Genomic DNA, 17,259 nt, shown 5'->3' with positions numbered 1-17,259 from the left:
GCCGATGGCCCGCCCCGACCTCCGCGCCCTCACGGATGACGGCCTGATCCAGCTCGCCAATGCCGGGCTGGTGAAGCGCGCGCTGCGCGAGGTCGCCGCCGGCGCGGGGCCGGCCCTCGCGGAAGCCGGGGACGGCACCGTCGAGGCGCGCTTCGCCGACGGCACGGTCACGCGGCTCGGCCCCGGCCGGCCCCCCGACGCGGCCACCTGCACCTGCCCGGCGAGCGGGATGTGCCGGCACCGGGTCGCCCTCGTCGTCGCCTACCGGGCGGCCGTCGCGGACGGGCCGGTCGAGGGGGCCGCCGAGGGACCCACAGAGGAGACTGCCGAGCGGACTGCCGTCCCGGCCGCGGCGGCGGTCGCCTGGGATCCCGGCACCCTCGACGGCGCCACCGTCGAGGCGGGGCTCGGCGGCGCGGCGGCGGCGGAGCTGCGGCGCCTCCTGGCGGGTGGGATCACGGTCGGGCTGGAGCGGGGCGCCGTGCCCGCCGCGCGGCTCCCGACCGCGACCGTGCGCTTCCTCGTGCCCGACGCCGTCGGCTATGCCCGCTGCGACTGCGCGGCCGGGGGTGGTTGCGCCCACGTCGCCCTGGCGATCCGCGCCTTCCGGGAGGCCGCGGGCGCCCCCGAGATCCGCCTGGGCGGCGCGGTGCCGGCCAGGACCGCTACGGCCGCGACGCCCGCGGAGGACGGACTCGCGGAGGCCGCCGACCGGGTGGTCGCCGGCCTGCTGGAGGCCGGGGTGGTCTCCGGGCCGGAGGCCCACGACGCCGCCCTCGTCCGGCTGCGGCGGGCGGCCGAGAGGCGGGGCGCCACGCAGGTTCTGCTGGCGGAGGCGGAACTCACCGATCAGCTCGCGGCCTATGCCGGGCGCCACGCCGCCTACGACGCGGCCGTCGTCCTGGCGCTCGCCGCGGAACTCCTCGGCCGCGTCCGGGGCGGGGCGGTCGCCCTCGGCCTCGGCCAGCCCTACGAGACCGCCATGGGCAAGACCCGCCTCGTCTCGCTGGGCGCGAGGTTCCTCGCCCGCGGGCGCGGCGCCGCCGCCCGGGTGGCCCTGGCCGACACCGACACCGGCGCGCTCCTGGCGCTGGAGCGCGCGTTCGCGCCGGGCGAGGCCGAGGCGGACGTCGTGGCCGGCCTGCCCGGGCGCCTCCTGAGCCCCGGCCTGTCCGTCGCGGGCACCGGCCAGGGCCAGATCCTGACCAGCGTCGCCCGGCGCCGGGCCGACGGGCTCCTCGCCCTCGGCCAGGGCGCGCGGGGCCGGACGGCGCTGCTGCCGCGGGACGCCCGCGTGCGGCTCCCGGCCCCCCTGGCGGCGCGGGACGTTTCGTCGGTCCTGCGCCGCCTCGCCGACCGGCCGCCCGCCTTCCTGCGCCCGCGCGACCGGCTGGAGGCCTTCCACGTCTTCGCCGTCGAGGCGGTCCTCGGACAGGCCTGGGCGCCGGGCGCCCAGACGTGGCAGGCCGCCGTCGAACTGCCGGAGGCGGGCGGCACGCTCCATCTCGCCCGCGCCTACGACCCCGCCGCGCCGCACGCGCTGGACGCCCTCGCGGGCGCCTGCTCGGGGCGCTGGGGACCGGTGCGGCAGGTCGCCGGCCCGGTGCGGATCGAGGACGGCGCCCTGGTCTGCGATCCCTGGTCGGTGTCGGCCGACCGGCTCGTCGTGCCCGACCTCGCCGCCCTGGACGGCGCCGGCCACCCGATTCCGCCGGCGCCGGACCTGGGGCCGGCCACGCTCCTCGACGAGGCGGCCGCGCTCCTGGCGAACGCCCTCCATGCCGGGCGGCGGGCCTTCGCGGCCAGCGCCCGCGCCGGCGGCGCCGACTTGGTCGCACGCCTCGCCGCGGCGGGCCATCCGGCCACCGCCGCGCGGCTCTCGGCCTTCCTCGCCGCCCCGGCCGCGGAGCCCGGCCCCTTCGCCCGGGCCGCCCTCTGGGTCGCCGCCATGCGCGACGATCCCGGGCCGGCGGAGGGCTGATCACGGAACCGTGTGGATGCGGTTGCCCCTGCGGCCCCGCTGGGGCAGGTTGCCGCGCCATCGGGCGCCGCGATTCGCCGGCCGGCCCGTCCCGGTCGTTTCGCGAGGAGCCCGGATGCGTGGACCCGTCGACCGTCGCGCGCGCGCGACGCAGCCCTGCCCGACCGCGCGGGCCGGCACGGTGGCATGAGGGTCGTCCGCGCGGCGCGCCTCCATCTGCGGGACGCCACCTCCGACAAGGTCTACGACGTCGATCTGATCGAGAACGAGGCCCTCGGGACGCCCGAGCGCTACTTCGTCAACACGCGCTACGGCCGGCGCGGCGCGACCCTGCGCGAGGGCTCCAAGACGCCCCAGCCCGTGACCGCCGAGGCGGCGGCCCGGGTGTTCGACAGCGTGGTGGTCTCCAAGATCAACGGCGGCTACCGCCGGGTCGACGGCCCGGAGACGTCCGCCTCCGAGCCGACCGCCGACGGGCGCGCGGGCGTGCTGCTGGCGCGGCTCTCCGCCTGCCTGCGCGGGAGCTGGACCGAGCGCGACCGCGACCGCCTGCTCTGGCGGATCGGCGAGTTGCGGCTGGCCGCGGCCACTCCGGACCTGATCGCCCTGGCGCGGGCGCTCGGCCCGGCGCGGGCGAGCTACGCCCTGGTCTGGGCGCTCGCCCGGGCGGCGGGCGCCGAGGCCGGTCCGGTGCTCGCGGCGATCGCCGCCGACGCGCCCGGAAGCGTGGTCCGCGACCTCGCCCTTTTCGCCCTGGCCGCCCCGCTCACCGGGGCCTGCCGGCCGGAGGCCGAGCCGGACCTGCCCGGCATGGTCGCCCGGCCGGCCGAGGCGGGCGACGTCGACGGCCTGTGCGGGGCGCTGGACGGCCTCGCCCGGCACGATCCGGGCCGGGTCGGGCCGGCCCTCGTGGCGCTCGGCCGGCGGGCGCAGGCGGCGCCCGGCCTGCACGCGACGCTCTGCGCGGCCCTCCTCCGCCTGCCGGCGCGGCCGCCCTACCTGATCGGCCTGCGGCGCCTGTTCAAGCACGCCGAGATGGCCGACGACGCCGCCCTGTTCGGCGCCGCCGCCCAGCGCTTCGAGACCGCGCAGGCGATGTACCGGGCCGGCCGGAGCCACGCCTACGTCCCCGACCTCCGGCGCTACGTCGCGGTGGACGCGGCGCGCCAGGGCCCGGAGGCGCGGCTCGGCCTGTCCACCGCCACCCGCGCCTACATGAAGCGGCGGATCTGGCGCGCCCTGCGCAAGCGCGGCGCCGTCGGGGACCCGGCCTTCGCCCCGTTGGCGGCGGGCTTCCTGCTGGCCCTCGGGCCGGAGGATCTCGACCCCCCGGCGCGCTGGACCGCCTGGGGGCGGCAGCCGGACGGGACCTGGGGCCGGCAGGCGCGGGCGCGGGGGCCGCTCGCCCGCAACTGGACCGCGAGCCAGCTCCTGTACCGCCACGCCCCGGAGGCCCGGCCGCGGGCGGGATCGCTGACCTTCCTGGAGACCGGCGCCGTCGATCCCGACCGGCGCGACGAGGCCTTCCCGGACCTCTGGAGCGCCCGCCCGGACCTGGCGCTCCGCCTCGCCGCGGAGGGGCGGATCGAGCCGGTGGCGCGGCTGGGCCTGCGGGTGCTGCGCGCGGATCCGGCAGCCTGCGCGGCCCTGACGGCCGCCGCGATCGGGCGCCTCCTGGCGGCGGCGCACGACGCCGTGCGGACCTTCGCCTTCCAGACCGCCCAGGCGCGCCTCGCCGCCGGGATCGCCGACCCCGCCGACCTCGCCGCCCTGGTGGCGGCGCTGCTCACGAGCCCGGATCCGGAGGCGCGGGCGCTGGCCCTGCGGCGCCTCGAGGCGGGGGCGCCGGCCGTCTGGTCGGATCCCGACCTCGCCGCCGCGCTGCTCACGAGCCCCGAGCCGGATGTCCGGGCGGCCCTCCCCGGCCTCGCCCGGGCGCGGGCGCTGTCCCCCGGGCTCGCGGCGCCGCTGGTCGCCCGGCTGGTGGCGTGGCTGCGGGCCATGCCGCCGGAGCCCGGCGCGGCCGCGACGTCCGCGATCCGGGGCCTGCGCGCCGCCCTGCCCCTCCTGTGGCCGGACCGCGACCTGCCGGTCGCGTCCGAGGACGCCGCGGCCCTGATCGCCCACCCGGCGGCCGCGGTGAGATCCGCCGGCCTCGCGCTCCTGGCGCAGTCCGAGGCCGGGGCCGCCGGCCTGCCGCCGGAGAGCTGGGACGCGCTGATCGGCGCGGAATCCGAGGACATCCGGGTCGCCGCCCTGGTCCTGCTGGCGCGCCTCGACGACGCGCGGCTCGGGCCCTGTGCGGACCGGATCGTCGCCTTCGCCAGCGGGCCCGGCAGCGCCGTCCGGCAGGCCGCCCGGCCCCTGGTGGCGCGCCTCGCGGCGGCGGATCCGGGTCTCGCCCCACGTCTCGCCCGGGAGCTGATCGGCAGCCTGTTCCGCGCGGCGCCCGACGACGCCTACGCGGCCGACGTGGTGGCGCTGCTGCGCGAGGCCCTGCCGGGGGAGTGCGCCGCCCTCGACGACGGCACCCTGTGGCGCCTGCTGCAGGCGCGGGCCGACGGCGCCCGCCGCCTCGGCGCCGCCCTCCTGCCCGACCGGCGCGCCGAGGCCCTCAGCGTCCGCCAGATCGCCCGGCTCGGCGGCCACCCCTACCGGGCGGTGCGGGACTGGGCGATGGCGGCCTTCGCGGCCGATCCGGCCCGGTTCCAGGCCGCGGCGGCCGAGGCCGTGCTCCTCGTCGAGAGCGACTGGCCCGACACCCTCGCCTTCGCCCGCGGCCTGTTCGCGTCCTGGCCGGAGGCCGCCTGGACGCCGGAGGCGCTCGCCGTCGTCACCGACAGCGTCAAGCCCGAGGTCCTGGCCTTCGCCCGCCATCTCCTGCGCGGCCGGCTCCGGCCCGAGGACGCGGAGGCGCAGGTCCTGCGCCTCCTGGAGCACCCCGCCCCGTCGATGCACCTCCTGCTCACCGAACTCCTGACCGAGCAGGCCGTGGCGAGCGAGGCGGCCTTCGCCCGGCTGATCCCCCTCGCCCGGATCGTGATGCTGCAGGTGCTGCGGGGCCGGGTCGCCAAGGACCGGATGGCCGCCTTCCTTCGGGCCGAGGCCCTGCGCAGCCGCGCCCGCGCCGAGGCGCTGCTGCCGCTCTTCGCCGACCTCACCCTGAGCGGCACGGCCCGGGACCGCAGCGCCGCGATCCTGACCCTGCGCGACGTCGCCGACGCGCATCCCGATCTCGCCGTGCCCCTCGTCCGGTGCCCGCCGGAGCCGCGGGGACCCGTCTCCGTCTCGGAAGGGGCTCGATGAACTTCGTCCATCGCTACCTCGGCGAGAGCCGGGCCGTCTCGGACGCGGACGCGACCCGGCTCGGCTTCGTCCCCGACACCTTGCGCGAGCCGACCTACTTCGCCGGGACCGTGGCGCGGCACCTGCCGTTCCGGGAGGCGATCTCGGCCCTGCACCACGTCGTCGTGTCGGACCTGCGCTTCGCGCCGAAGGACCGCACCGCCTACTTCGCGTGGCTCCAGGCCCACGAGCAGGAGCTCCTGGCCGAGGCCCTCGCCGAGAAGGACAGCCTGCGCGCCGAGATCGAGGCGCTGCGCGCCGAGAGCCGGGACATCGCGGCCCGCTCCGACGCCGTGATGCGGCCGTTCTACGACGCGCGGAAGCGGTACTTCGACCACCTCTACCGGGAGAACCTCGACGCCTGGATCGTGCTCGACCCGGTCATCACGGTCCATCCGGACGAGATCTTCTTCGAGGCGTTCAGCCTCGACGAATCGAGCTACGGGCGCCTGTCCTGCGACCACGACACGTTCGCGCGGATCGGCGACATGGCCTGCGGCACGACCAACATCGACTACAGCCACGCCCTCTACGATGAGTTCCAGAAGATCCGCAGCTACCGCGACACGGAGCTGGCGATCGACCCGACCGGCTTCGCGGTCCAGACCTCCGGCGAGGCCGCCTACCGCGAGGACAAGATCGAGCTGCCGGATTCCTGGATGCGGGGCTTCCTGCAGGTGTCGAGCGCCATGGCGCAGCCCGCCCACGTGGTGGATCTGCACCCGGTCGACATGCACGCGATCCTGACCCGCCTCGCCGCGCGCCGGGAGCGCCACGGCCCGCGCTCCCTCCGGTTCCTGCTCGAGCCCGACCGGCCGGTCAGCGTGCTGATCGAGCCCTGGAACGAGCGGCTGACTTTCCGGCGCTCGATCTACCGCGGGGGCGAGGCCGCGGAGATCCGCCTGTGGGGGCGGCGGCGCCTCGCGATCCTGGCCCGGACCCTGCCGCTCGCCCGGTCGGTGCGGCTGCACCTCCTCGGCACCGGGCTTCCGAGCTTCGCGGTCGTGGATTTCGGGGGCCTGCGCTTCACCCTCGGCCTGTCGGGCTGGACCGCCAACGACTGGTCCCGGGCCGGGCAGTTCGACCTGCTCGCGCCCCGGGCGGAGGTCGACGCCGGCACCGCCGCCCGGGTCTTCGCGGCGCTCCGGCGCCACCACGCCGCCGGGACCGGGCCGCTCGCCGCCGAGACCGGCCTCGACCGGGCGACCGTGGAGGCGGCCCTCGGCGGCTACGTGCAGGCCGGCCGCGCCATGTTCGACCTCGACAAGCGGGTCTACCGCCTGCGGGAGCTGACCCGGGAGCCGCTGGCGCCGGGCGCCCTGCGCTTCGCCTCCGAGCAGGAGGCCAAGGCCGACCGGTTCCTGGCGGCCGGGCTGGTCACCCTCGGGCCCGTCGAGCCGGCGGGCGACAGGCGGCGCCTGAGCGGGACCGTGCTGGACGACGGCCGGAGCCTGACGCCCGCGGTGGAGCTCGATCCCGACGACCGCATGGTCGGCGGCACCTGCCAGTGCGGCTTCTACACCCACAACCGGCTGACCTGCGGCCCCTGCGAGCACATGCTGGCCGTGCGGCGCTTCTTCCACGCCCAGGTCGAGGGCAGGCCCGCGCGGTGGCAGGCGTGAGGCGGACCCGATTGATGCGGCCGCGCGCCTGGCCTATCCTGACCGCGACAGGGGGCGCCGGCCGGGGCGGACCTTGCATTTCGGGCGGCGATTCGCCGTCCCTGCACCCTGCCCGGCAAAGCGTCACTGGCCCGCTCTTCACTGGGCCGGCACTGACCACCGGTGCGCGTTCGCGGTTTGGGTTCGCTGAACCCAAACGCGCACCGGTGGTCGTGCCGGCGTCGAGTGGACCGGGCCAGTCCCGAGACTTGACGAAGGCATCCCGGCCGACGTCCCCCGTCACGCCTCCTGCCCGCGCCGGAGGCCGCCGATGAGCCAGCAGCCCGGCAGCCTGACCCGCCAGCAGCTCTACGACCGGATCCGCGAGAGCTCGAAGGACGAGGTCATCCTCGAGGAGATGATCCGGCTCGGCTTCTGGCCGGACGGGGAAGCGCAGCCCAACCCGCCGGACGACCTGATCCGCCGCCGCGGCGAGATCGCCCGCGCCCTCGCCGACCTCCACCGGCGGGAGGCGGCGTGGCGCGACCCCGAGGCCGCCCTCAAGGAGATGCATCGCCGCCGCAAGACGGCGGCGCTGGAGCGGCGGCGCGAGACGCGGCTGCGCAACGCCCGCGACCGCCACGCCCGGGCGCAGGCGTGGCACGCGCGCCGGGAGGCCGAGATCCTCCATCTCGGGGACGGCGTCTCGGCCGGACTCTCGGCCGGGCTCGCGCACGCGGCTCCGGACGCGGGCACGCCCGCGCGCGGGCCCGCCCCCGGGCTCCCGCCCCTGGCGAGCCCGAAGGCGCTGGCCGAGGCCATGGGGATCGGCCTCGGCGAGCTGCGCTTCCTCGCCTACGACCGGGCGCTCAGCACGGTGAGCCATTACCGGCGCTTCACCATCCCCAAGAAGGCGGGCGGGCTGCGCCGCATCTCGGCGCCGATGCCGCGCCTGAAGCGGGCGCAGTACTGGATCCTCGACGCGCTCCTCGCCCACGCCCCCGTGCACCCGGCGGCCCACGGCTTCGTGCCGGGCCGCTCGATCGTCACCAACGCCGCCGCCCATGTCGGGCGGGACGTCGTGGTCAATCTCGACCTCAAGGACTTCTTCCCGAGCCTCGACTATCGGCGGATCAAGGGGAAGTTCCGGGGCCTGGGCTACGCCGAGCCGGTGGCGACCGTGCTGGCGCTGCTGTGCACCGAGCCGGACGTGGACGCGGTCGAGATCGACGGCGCCCGCCTCTACGCCGCCCGGGGGCCCCGCCGGCTGCCGCAGGGCGCGCCGACGAGCCCCGCGCTCACCAACCTCGTCTGCACCCGGCTCGACGCCCGGCTCTCCGGGCTCGCCGGCAGCCTCGGCTTCACCTACACGCGCTACGCCGACGACCTGACCTTCTCGGCCTCGGGCGAGGCCGCCGGGAAGGTCGGCGCGCTGCTCAAGTACGTCCACGCCATCGTCGCCGGGGAGGGCTTCACCGTCCATCCGGACAAGACCCGGGTGATGCGCCGCGGCCGGCACCAGGAGGTGACCGGGCTGACCGTCAACGAGCGGGTCGGCGTGCCCCGCGAGACCCTGCGCCGCTTCCGCGCCCTCCTGCACGGGCTCGAGCGGGACGGACCGGTCGGGCGCCGCTGGGGCGCGGCCGGCGAGGCGGGCGTGCTCCGCGCCGCCGTCGGCTTCGCGCAGTTCGTCCGGATGGTCACGCCGGAGACCGGCGCGCCGCTGCTGGCGCGGGCCCGCGCCCTCGCGGACCGCCACGCGGACCGCCCCTCGGCCCGTCGGGGCCGGCGCTGCCGGATTTCCGCGCCCGGTCGCCCGGGGCGAGGTGCCGCTCGCCCGCTGGTGGCGCCCCCCCCCGCCCGCGCCCGAGCCGGACCCGATCCTGGCCGAGGCCGAGGCGGCCGCCGCGCGGAGGCGGAGGAGGCCGCGGCCAGGGCTGCGCCCGCGCGGCCGCGCCGGTGCCGGGCCGCAGCGGCGTCCCGGTCTCCGGGCGCCCGCGTCTCGGCGCGCCGGAACCGACCGCCCGCGCGGAGGTCGCCCCGGACACGGGCGCGGAGCCCGACGCCGCCCCGATGAAGCCCTGGAAGGTCGTCCTGGGGATCTTCGTCCTGTTCCAGGCCGCCGCCCTGCTGCACCCGGCGCTCGGGCTGCTCGTCCTCGCGGTCGCCCTGCTGCTCGGCCTCCGACGCCTGCTGCGCCGCTGGCGACGGCGCCGATGAGCTTCGCCCGGCGCCTCCCGGCCGGGCACCTCCGGACCAGCCTCGCCGCGCTCTTCGCCCTGGCCCCGGTCCTCTCGCTCGGACCGGGGGCGTCCCGGGCCGACGAGGCGCCCGCCGTACCCGTCTTCAACAAGGCCGAGGCCGCGGAGATCTCGGCGCCGCTGCGGCAGGACCCGGCCCTGCTGCGCAGCTTCGGCACCTGCCCGGCCGACACCTTCGCGCGGGAGCGCCCGTTCTGGCGGTGGGCGTTCGCGCCCCGCCGGCCCACCGAGCGCCGCTGCGCGCGCGAGCCCGCTTCCTGCTACGCGCTCTGCACCTGGTGGTCGAACGCGCCAACCTGCTTCGACCTCGCCCTCGCCCTGGAGCACCACTCCCTCGACGTCGCCGACATCCTCGACAAGGAGCGGCTCTACGCCCTCGCCTGCGCGGGCGGGTTCCCGGCGGGCTGCACCAACCGGGCGGCCGGGATCCGGAACGGCGGCTACGCGGAGGGTCCTGTCCGCGACGCGCCGCGCGCCGACACGGAGGCCTGCCTCGCCCGGAGCTTCCGCCTCGATTGCGACCGGCGCGGCGCCTGGGGCTGCGCCATGCTCGGCCAGGCCTATCGCCTCGGCGAGGGCGTCGCCGCCGAGGCGTCCCGGGCCCGGGCGGCGTTCGACATGGCCTGCGCGATCAACCCGGACTTCGCGGCCTGTACCTTCGCCAAGCGGCAGCTGGCTGAGATGGGCGCTCTGTGAGCGCCGGCGACGCCGGACCAGATTCCGACCCCCTGCGGGCCCTCTACGGGCGGGTCGACCCGGAGCCCGAGGGGTCGCCGGCCCCGGGCCACGCGCGCGCCTCCCTGTGCGTGGACGTGGGCGACGGGGACGACGTCGCCGCCGCCGAGCGCTGGATGCTGGCCCATGCCGGCCGGCTCACCAGCGTGCGCAGCACCGGCTGCGGCTGCTGCGTGATCGGCTGGGACATCGAGGGGCCGGCGGCGCTCATCGCCACCCTGCCGGCGGCGCTCGGGGCAACCTCCGACTGGGCCGGCCCGGCCGCGGCCCCGCGGCGCGCGGCGATAGCGCGGGGCCGGCGCCTCTGGGCGCGCTGGTGGGAACGCTGGGTCTGCCGCGGCTGAGACGCGACCGACACGCGGTCGAGACGGGGAGCCTAGCGCGGTTCCGCGACGACCTCGGCGCGGTCCAGCACCGGCGGCGCCGGCCTCCGCTCCGGGATCAGCCGGTCCGGCGCCGCCCCGCGCTCGAGGGTGGCGATCGCCAGGGGCGCGCCGCGGCCGCGCAGGGCGTGCGTCCCCAGCGCGCGGGCGCGGACGCCGTCGGGCAGCCGGTCCAGCCGGTCGAGGAGATCCTGCGAGATCAGGATGCCGACGCCGAGGGGGCGGCACAGGGCCTCGATGCGCGACGTCACGTTCACGGCGTCGCCGAAATACGCGATCTTGTGGCGGTCGACCCCGACCTCGGCCGTGACCACCGAGCCGCCGTGCAGGGCCGCCCGCAGCCGCGGCACCGTGCCGAACCGGGCTTGCCAGGCCGCGGCGTCCGCCTCGATCCGGTCGAGCACCTCGAACACGCAGGTCACGCAGCGCGCGTCCTTCAGGCCGCGCTTCATCGGCCACGTGATCATCGCGAGGTCGCCGATGAAGTCGTCCGTGGAGCCGGCGTTGCGCCGCACCGGCTCGGCCAAGGTCGCGAACACCGCGCTGAGATAGGCCTGGGCGCGCAGGTCGCCGTGGGTCTCCGCGAAGGCCGTGGAGCCGACGACGTCGAGGAACAGGAAGATCCGCTCCTCCTGCACCGGCTTGTGGTAGCGGCCGATCATGAAGTTCACGAACACCTCGCCGCCGATCAGGTCGCGCATGCGCATGACGAAGACCAGCAGGGCCGACACGGCCAGCGAGTAGGCGAGGAAGCGCGGCGTGATCCGCACCGCCGTGGACAGGCTGTCGCCGGTGAGGCCGAAGGCCCAGACGACCAGCCCGCCGAGGGCGCAGCCGAGCGTGATCAGCACCACGTACAGCAGCTCGGCCGCGAGCATGTAGACCAGCGCCGGCAGGCGGCGCAGCCGCGTCTGCAGCCCCGACAGGGCCAGGCCCGGCACGAAGGCCAGCACCGTCCCGCCCACCGCTAGGGCGTAGACGAGGCCGGCGAGCATCGAGGCCCCGCCGACGAAGAGCAGGTTGTAGAGGAGACCCGCCCCGCCGGAGGCGAGGAGGAGAGTCAGGGCCCAGAGCCAGCGGTACTGTGGGAGCATGGGCTGTCGGCGAGGTCGAGCGTGGCGGCGGGCACGGTTGGACCTACGCGATGGCGGTGGGCGAAGGCGAGAGGGCGGACGCGCGCCGCGACGGGTGGGTCGGGGCCGCAGACTGGCCGGTCAACCGTGACCGATCCGGAACGTTTCGCGCCGTCCACAGGACGTCGTCGGCCTGTGTCGCCGCGCGGCCACAGGCGGCGCGCCGCGCGTCCGCTCCGGGGCCTGCCACCCGGCGATCCCGCGCGACCGCGGGAGGCTGGTGGGCCCGGCAGGACTCGAACCTGCAACCAGACCGTTATGAGCGGCCGGCTCTAACCATTGAGCTACAGGCCCGACAGAGCGGAGACGCCTAGAGAAGCGATACCCGAACCGTCCCGTCTCGTCACCCCGGTTTCCCCTCATTCCGGTCCATTCCCGTGCGCTGGAACAGGCGCGGACCATCCCGGCTCCGGCAGCACTCGGGTCGGTAACCGAGTCCCGACCTCGTGACCGGTCGAGCGTCGCGTGGCGGGCGATGGGACAGCACGGCATCGCCGGTCCGCGGAACGGCTGCCCACCGAGCACGGCGGTGGCGATCCTCCTATGGGGGCTGCCCTCTTCCAGGTGAGCCCGCCCACAGGAGGATCGGGAGGAGCCGTTCGTGAGGATCGACGGCCGCGGCGACGGCCGCTTCCCGGCGCTCGTCGGCTTCGAGAAGGCGAAAACTTTTACCGGCCTCCGAAGCCATCCGAGAGGCGGCGGGGGGAGCCGACCGAGATCTCCAGCCTCGGCGGGTGCTACAACGTCGAAGCCTCGCGGCGTGGGACAAAACCGGTCTGGTCGAGTTGAGAGGTCATGGACGCTCTCCTGCCTGGCGACCTTTGGGCCGTCGTGGAGCCGCTTCTGCCGCCGGAGCCTGGAAAGCTGATGGATGGTCGGCCGCGCGTGGCGGATCGAGCCGGGGCGGCCGGTATCGTCCTCGTCCTGCGCGCGGGACCGCCGTGGAGGCACCTGCCGCGCGCGGGGGTTGGCTGCGGCGGCAAGACGCGCGGGCGGCGACCGGGCGTATGGCAGGCGCCCAGGGTCTGGGCCGCGCTGCACCGGGCGATGCTCGCCTGCGCCCTCGTCTGCCACGCTCAGGCCGAACGGTTTTGTCCCTGTCTCCAGATCTCATGACCAGCGGGTTCGACGTCATCATCGTAGGGGGCGGCGCCGCCGGCATCGGCGCCGCGCGGAGGCTCGCGGACGGCGGCGCATCGGCCTTGCTGGTCGAGGCATCCGCGCGTCTCGGGGGCCGCGCGTACACGCAGGATCTCGGGGGCTACCCGCTCGACCTCGGCTGCGAGTGGCTCCACTCGGGCGACCGCAACGCGTGGGTCGGCATCGCCGAGGCATCGGGCTTCCCGGTCGATCGCGGCGACCCGCCATGGGCGAAGGCACACCCGAGCATCGCCGAGGACGAGGACGACCAGGCGGCGGCGCGGAAGGCGTACGGCGAGTGGGAGGAGCGGCTCCGCACGGTCGCGGCGGGCAGCGACCGGGCCAGCGATGCCCTCGCGCCCGGCGGCGCCTGGAACGCCTACGTCCGGGCCATCGCCGGGTTCATGAGCGGCGTGGGGCCCGAGCAGATCTCGGCCACCGATTACCTCGCCTACGACGATGCCTCGACCGGCCGGAACTGGCACCTGCCGCTCGGCTACGGCACGCTCGTCGCCGCCAGTCTGCCGTCCTCGACGACGCTGCGGCTGGGCACCCCCGCCGAGCGGATCGACGTGACGGCGGACGGCGTCGCCGTCGCCACCCGCGCCGGCACCGTCCGCGCCGGGGCGGCCATCCTCACGGTCTCGACCGCAATCCTGGCCGGCGACGCGATCCGCCTTCCCGCCGAGGTCGACCCCTGGCGCGAGGCGGCCGCCGCCCTGCCGCTGGGTCGCAACGAGAAGATCTTTCTGGAGATCGGACGCGACACCGCGTTCGGACCGGGCACTCACGCCTACGGAAACCTGCGTGACCCGAGGTCTGCCGCCTATTCCATCCGACCCAACGGCTGGCCGGTGATCGAGGCGTTCCTCGGGGGCGACGGTGCCCGCCTCGTGGAGGAGGAGGGACCCTCCGCCGGCTTCGCCCACGTCGCGGCGGAACTGGCCGCCCTGTTCGGCAACGACGTGGCGTCGGCCATCCGGCCGCTGGCGGCGACGTCGTGGAGCCGGATGGCGTCCATCGGCGGCGCGTATAGCTGCGCCGTGCCGGGCCGATCCGAGGCGCGGGCACGGCTGGCCCGGCCCTTCGAGGACCGGCTGTTCTTCGCCGGCGAGGCGACCCACCCCTTCGACTTCACGACCGCCCACGGGGCCCACGACAGCGGGCAGAGGGCCGCCGACGAGGCCCTGGTTGCGCTTCGGGAACGGGCCCGTTCCGGGCGGCGCGTCGCCCCCGCCGCGGGGCCGCGGCCGGCCGGATAGCGAGCTCGGTCGCGGTCGTGCAGCGCCTCGACCAGCACGGCCAGCGCCGGCTCCGGCCCGCGCCGGCTCGGGAAGTGGAGGTGACGGCCGGGGAACGGGCCGCACCAGTCCTCCCGCACCCGGACGAGGGGTCCGGCCTCCCGGTGCACCCGCTCGCCGTCCTACAGGTAGGCGATCTCGAACCCGTCCAGGGCTGCCTGGAGGAGCGCAGCGCCTCGGTGTTGAACACCAACGGCCCATCGACCCGCACCCTCGGTTCGCGCCCGTCCTTCCCGAACTCCCGGGCGTGGAATCCGCCTTGTGTCGGCAGGCGTTGGTTGATGCAGGCGCGGGCGGTGAGGTCCTCCGGGCGCCGCGGCTTGGCTCGCCCGGCGAGACACGAGGGGGCGGCGGCCATGCGCATGTCCGGCCCGATCCGGACCGCGGTCATGTCCTCGGCCACGATGCCGTCCGAGCGCGGATCGGCCGAGAGTGGAACGGTGTTCCGGGTCACCCGCCGCCGGACGGTCCCCTAGGGATGCTCGGCCCCTGGCGGTTCTTCCTCGGGCAGTTCGCGGTGCTCCCCTGCCTGTCACCTGCCTGCGGCCGCTCCTGGAGACGGTCACGCAGGTCGGCGTCACCGCCCTGTGCCTCATCCTGCTCCCCGGGTCGCGCCTCTACGGCCTCCTCATCGCGACACCGGTCGCGACGGCGGTCATCGGCATCGCCACTATGGTCCTCGGCGGGTCGCCGGTCGCCGTGACGGTCCTGGCTTGGCGGCAGGGCAGCCGGCGGCGGCCAGACGGTGGGATGATCCCGGGCCGCGGGCTCGAACGGCAGCGCTGGGCGGTGACCGAACGCACCCCTGGCGTCCCGTAGGGAAGGTTCCGCTTCCGACCGAGGCCGGCCGGTGGAGGGGTCGAATCGGGGATGGAGGCGGATGGCGCGGTGAGATCAACTACCGTGTCCGCCAGAGCGCGCCGACCAACCCGAGATTGGCGAGCGCGAGAGCGAGCAGCAACCACCACAGCGCATCCGGGCCGGCATGGGTGAGCACCACCGCGCCGGCTGGGGGAGCCAGAGCCTGCGCGATCAGGCCCGGCCGGGCCAAGCGGCCGACCACCAGCGGGTAGCGCACGGAGCCGAACAGCGCCAAGGGCACCGTGCCCCGCGCGATCGAGTAGATCCCGTTGCCGCCGCCGTAGAGCACCAGCCAGAGCCCCACGCCGGGCAGGCCGAACGCGAGCAGGGCCACGCCGAGGGCGACCAGAGCGAACGCGGCGGTCAGCGTCCACAGCGGATGGTGCCGCCCCTTGAAGGACATCTCCACGAGGCGGGCACCGACCTGCGCCGGGCCGATCAGCGCCCCGTAGGTGACCGCCGAAGCGAGCGCTACGCCGCGCGCCTGCAAGAGGGTAATCAGGTGAACCGACACCAGCGCCATGATCGCGCCGCCGAGCACCAGGACCTCGGCGAACAGCAGGAACGCCCGCCGCTCCGGAGTCGTCAGCGGGCCGGCGCCGGCTTGGTGATGTGCCGCCGCTGGCAGCGCCGGGGCCTTCGGGATCAGCCGTAGCACCAGCGGCAGCGTCACCGCGAGGTGCAGGCCGGCGTAGGCGAGGCACGCCCCCCGCCAGCCGGCATGCGCGACCAGGAACGCCGACAGCGGCCAGCACACGGTGCTGGCGAACCCGCCCCACAGCGTCAGGCTCGTGATCGCCGGCCGCGCCGCAGCGCCGTAGAGCCGGCCGAGTGTCGCGAACGCCGGGTCGTACAACCCGCAGCCCATGCCGAGGCCCAGGAGCAGCCAGCCGGCCAGGTAGACCGGCAGCGCCGGCGCGAGCGCCAGCGTGGTCAGCCCGGCCGCAAGCAGCAGGGCTGCCAGCGCCAGCACCGGGCGACCGCCGTGGCGGTGGATCGCGGCGCCGACATGCGGCGAGGCGAACGCGGCGACCAACAGGCCGAGGGACAGGCCACCGACCACCCAGGCGAGCGGCCAGCCGGTGCTGTCCGCGACCGGGCCGGCGAGCACCGCCGGCAGGTAGAACGACGACCCCCAGGTGAGGATCTGCACCACGCCGAGGGCGGAGATCACCGGCCAGCGGCGAGCCTCGGACACGGGCCGCCTACCAGGTGCCGAGCAGCGGTAGCCAGGCCGCCAGCGCCAGCAGCGTGATCAGCAGCACGGGCGGGGTGATGACCAGGCCGACCTTCATGTACTGGCCCCAGGTGATCCTCTGACCCTTGCTGGCGAGGACGTGCAGCCAGAGCAAGGTGGCGAGGCTGCCGATCGGCGTGAATTTCGGGCCGAGGTCGCAGCCGATCACGTTGGCGTAGACCATCAGCTCGCGGGTCAGCGGAGACAGGTCCGGGGCCTGCTGGATCGAGAGCGCTCCGATCAGCACGCTCGGCATGTTGTTCATCACTGACGACAGAACGGCCGCCGCAAAGCCGGTGCCGATGGTGGCGACCCACGGGCCGTACCCGGCAAGCCAGACCAGGCCCTTCGCCAGCTCGTCGGTCAGGCCGGCGTTCCGCAGGCCGTAGACCACGAGGTACATGCCGAGGCTGAACAGGACGATCTGCCAGGGGGCGCCGGTGAGCACCTTGCGGATCGGGATGATCCGGCCCCGGCCGGCGAGCAGCAGGAGCAGGGCCGCGCCGGCGCAGGTGACGGCCGAGACCGGCACGCCGAACGGCGCGGTGACGAAGTAGGCGAGCAGGAGCGCGCCGAGCAGCGGGAACGCCGCCCGGAACACCAGCGGGTCGCGGATCGCGCCGGCCGGTCGCTCCAACGCATCCACCGGGTAGGCCGCCGGCACGTCGCGCCGGAAGTAGGCCCGGAGCACCACCAGCGTCGCGGTCAGGGAGACCAGGTTCACCGGCACCATCACGGCCGCGTACCGGCCGAAGGTCACGTCGAAGAAGTTGGCGGAGACGATGTTGACGAGGTTGGAGATCACCAGCGGTAGGGAGGTGCTGTCCGCCACGAACCCGCAGGCGACGATGAACGCCAGGGCCGCCGCCGGCGTGAAGTCGAGCCGGAGCAGGATCGCCAGCACGATCGGGGTGAGCAGCAGCGCGGCGCCGTCGTTGGCGAACACCGCCGCGATGGCCGCGCCGAGGAGCACGACCAGCGGAAACAGCCGCCGGCCCCGGCCACCGCCCCAACGGGCGACGTGCAGGGCCGCCCAGTGGAAGAACCCGGCCTCATCGAGCAGCAGCGAGATGATGATCAGCGCCACGAAGGTGAACGTCGCGTCCCAAACGATGTGCCAGACCGCCGGAACATCGCCCGGATGGATCACCCCCGTGGCGAGGGCGACGCCCGCGCCGGCCAAGGCGCTCCACCCGATCCCGAGGCCCCTGGGCTGCCAGATGACGAAGACGAGGGTGGCAAGGAAGATGGCGAGCGCGAGCATCCGGGCGGTTTCTTCTT

11 protein-coding genes, 1 tRNA gene and 1 pseudogene are annotated in these 17,259 nt (G+C 75.9%); 9 read left to right on the top strand and 4 right to left on the bottom strand.

Annotated features, from left to right (window positions below; translation table 11 throughout):
* Positions 1–4: 4 nt before the first annotated feature.
* The 7 genes from BKE41_RS08125 (at position 5) to BKE41_RS08100 (ending at position 10,267) form a co-directional block, all read left to right on the top strand.
* Positions 5–1,981, top strand: a complete 1,977-nt coding sequence (locus BKE41_RS08125) for a hypothetical protein (RefSeq protein ID WP_070999043.1) — start codon at positions 5–7, stop codon at positions 1,979–1,981.
* A gap of 186 nt (positions 1,982–2,167) precedes the next feature.
* A complete protein-coding gene (locus BKE41_RS08120) occupies positions 2,168–5,287 on the top strand; it encodes a hypothetical protein (RefSeq protein ID WP_070999042.1) in 3,120 nt (1,039 codons plus the stop codon).
* The gene (locus BKE41_RS08115; RefSeq protein WP_070999040.1) at positions 5,284–6,948 is read left to right on the top strand and encodes a hypothetical protein; all 1,665 of its coding nucleotides are present in this window, start codon (positions 5,284–5,286) and stop codon (positions 6,946–6,948) included. The genes BKE41_RS08120 and BKE41_RS08115 overlap by 4 nt, the downstream gene beginning before the upstream one ends.
* 310 nt (positions 6,949–7,258) lie before the next feature.
* Positions 7,259–9,004: a reverse transcriptase family protein gene (locus BKE41_RS08110; RefSeq protein WP_083374319.1), complete on the top strand. Its 1,746-nt coding sequence runs from the start codon at positions 7,259–7,261 to the stop codon at positions 9,002–9,004.
* The gene (locus tag BKE41_RS32015) at positions 9,001–9,147 is read left to right on the top strand and encodes a hypothetical protein (protein WP_245295922.1); all 147 of its coding nucleotides are present in this window, start codon (positions 9,001–9,003) and stop codon (positions 9,145–9,147) included. The genes BKE41_RS08110 and BKE41_RS32015 overlap by 4 nt, the downstream gene beginning before the upstream one ends.
* Positions 9,144–9,884, top strand: coding sequence for a hypothetical protein (locus BKE41_RS08105; RefSeq protein WP_070999038.1), 741 nt, complete (start codon positions 9,144–9,146; stop codon positions 9,882–9,884). Before BKE41_RS32015 ends, BKE41_RS08105 begins: the two co-directional genes overlap by 4 nt.
* Positions 9,881–10,267 carry a hypothetical protein gene (locus BKE41_RS08100; protein ID WP_043073459.1) on the top strand — a complete coding sequence of 129 codons (387 nt, stop codon included), beginning with the start codon at positions 9,881–9,883 and terminating at the stop codon, positions 10,265–10,267. The genes BKE41_RS08105 and BKE41_RS08100 overlap by 4 nt, the downstream gene beginning before the upstream one ends.
* Before the next feature lie 32 nt (positions 10,268–10,299).
* Here BKE41_RS08100 and BKE41_RS08095 read toward each other — a convergent pair whose 3' ends face one another.
* Both BKE41_RS08095 and BKE41_RS08090 read right to left on the bottom strand, forming a co-directional pair.
* On the bottom strand, positions 10,300–11,400 hold the full coding sequence (locus BKE41_RS08095) for an adenylate/guanylate cyclase domain-containing protein (RefSeq protein WP_012318370.1): 1,101 nt from the start codon (positions 11,398–11,400) through the stop codon (positions 10,300–10,302).
* A gap of 257 nt (positions 11,401–11,657) precedes the next feature.
* A tRNA-Ile gene (locus tag BKE41_RS08090) sits at positions 11,658–11,733 on the bottom strand.
* A gap of 501 nt (positions 11,734–12,234) precedes the next feature.
* Here BKE41_RS08090 and BKE41_RS30135 point away from each other — a divergent pair.
* Together BKE41_RS30135 and BKE41_RS08085 are read left to right on the top strand one after the other, a co-directional pair.
* Positions 12,235–12,492 (top strand): annotated as a pseudogene (locus BKE41_RS30135) (transposase); the annotation flags it as partial.
* Positions 12,493–12,551: 59 nt separating this feature from the next.
* Positions 12,552–13,841 carry an FAD-dependent oxidoreductase gene (locus BKE41_RS08085; RefSeq protein WP_070999036.1) on the top strand — a complete coding sequence of 430 codons (1,290 nt, stop codon included), beginning with the start codon at positions 12,552–12,554 and terminating at the stop codon, positions 13,839–13,841.
* Positions 13,842–14,778: 937 nt separating this feature from the next.
* Here BKE41_RS08085 and BKE41_RS08070 read toward each other — a convergent pair.
* Entirely contained in the window at positions 14,779–15,939 is a 1,161-nt protein-coding gene (locus BKE41_RS08070; protein WP_024830574.1) for an MFS transporter, read from the bottom strand.
* Between the two features lie 7 nt (positions 15,940–15,946).
* The gene (locus tag BKE41_RS08065; protein WP_024830575.1) at positions 15,947–17,242 is read right to left on the bottom strand and encodes an arsenic transporter; all 1,296 of its coding nucleotides are present in this window, start codon (positions 17,240–17,242) and stop codon (positions 15,947–15,949) included.
* Positions 17,243–17,259: the final 17 nt, after the last annotated feature.

The sequence above is a fragment of the Methylobacterium sp. C1 genome (assembly GCF_001854385.1).
Lineage (GTDB): Bacteria > Pseudomonadota > Alphaproteobacteria > Rhizobiales > Beijerinckiaceae > Methylobacterium > Methylobacterium radiotolerans.
The sequence above is the reverse complement of the archived record's forward strand: the minus strand, read 5'-3'. Positions and strand labels throughout refer to the sequence as shown.

Bases quoted from the DNA above. Each gene is read 5' to 3' on its own strand.
- BKE41_RS08110 (WP_083374319.1), top strand. From the start codon at position 7,259: ATGAGCCAGCAGCCCGGCAGCCTGACCCGCCAGCAGCTCTACGACCGG.
- BKE41_RS08120 (WP_070999042.1), top strand. From the start codon at position 2,168: ATGAGGGTCGTCCGCGCGGCGCGCCTCCATCTGCGGGACGCCACCTCC.
- BKE41_RS08125 (WP_070999043.1), top strand. From the start codon at position 5: ATGGCCCGCCCCGACCTCCGCGCCCTCACGGATGACGGCCTGATCCAG.
- BKE41_RS08105 (WP_070999038.1), top strand. From the start codon at position 9,144: ATGAGCTTCGCCCGGCGCCTCCCGGCCGGGCACCTCCGGACCAGCCTC.
- BKE41_RS08065 (WP_024830575.1), bottom strand. From the start codon at position 17,242: ATGCTCGCGCTCGCCATCTTCCTTGCCACCCTCGTCTTCGTCATCTGG.
- BKE41_RS08115 (WP_070999040.1), top strand. From the start codon at position 5,284: ATGAACTTCGTCCATCGCTACCTCGGCGAGAGCCGGGCCGTCTCGGAC.
- BKE41_RS08085 (WP_070999036.1), top strand. From the start codon at position 12,552: ATGACCAGCGGGTTCGACGTCATCATCGTAGGGGGCGGCGCCGCCGGC.
- BKE41_RS32015 (WP_245295922.1), top strand. From the start codon at position 9,001: ATGAAGCCCTGGAAGGTCGTCCTGGGGATCTTCGTCCTGTTCCAGGCC.
- BKE41_RS08095 (WP_012318370.1), bottom strand. From the start codon at position 11,400: ATGCTCCCACAGTACCGCTGGCTCTGGGCCCTGACTCTCCTCCTCGCC.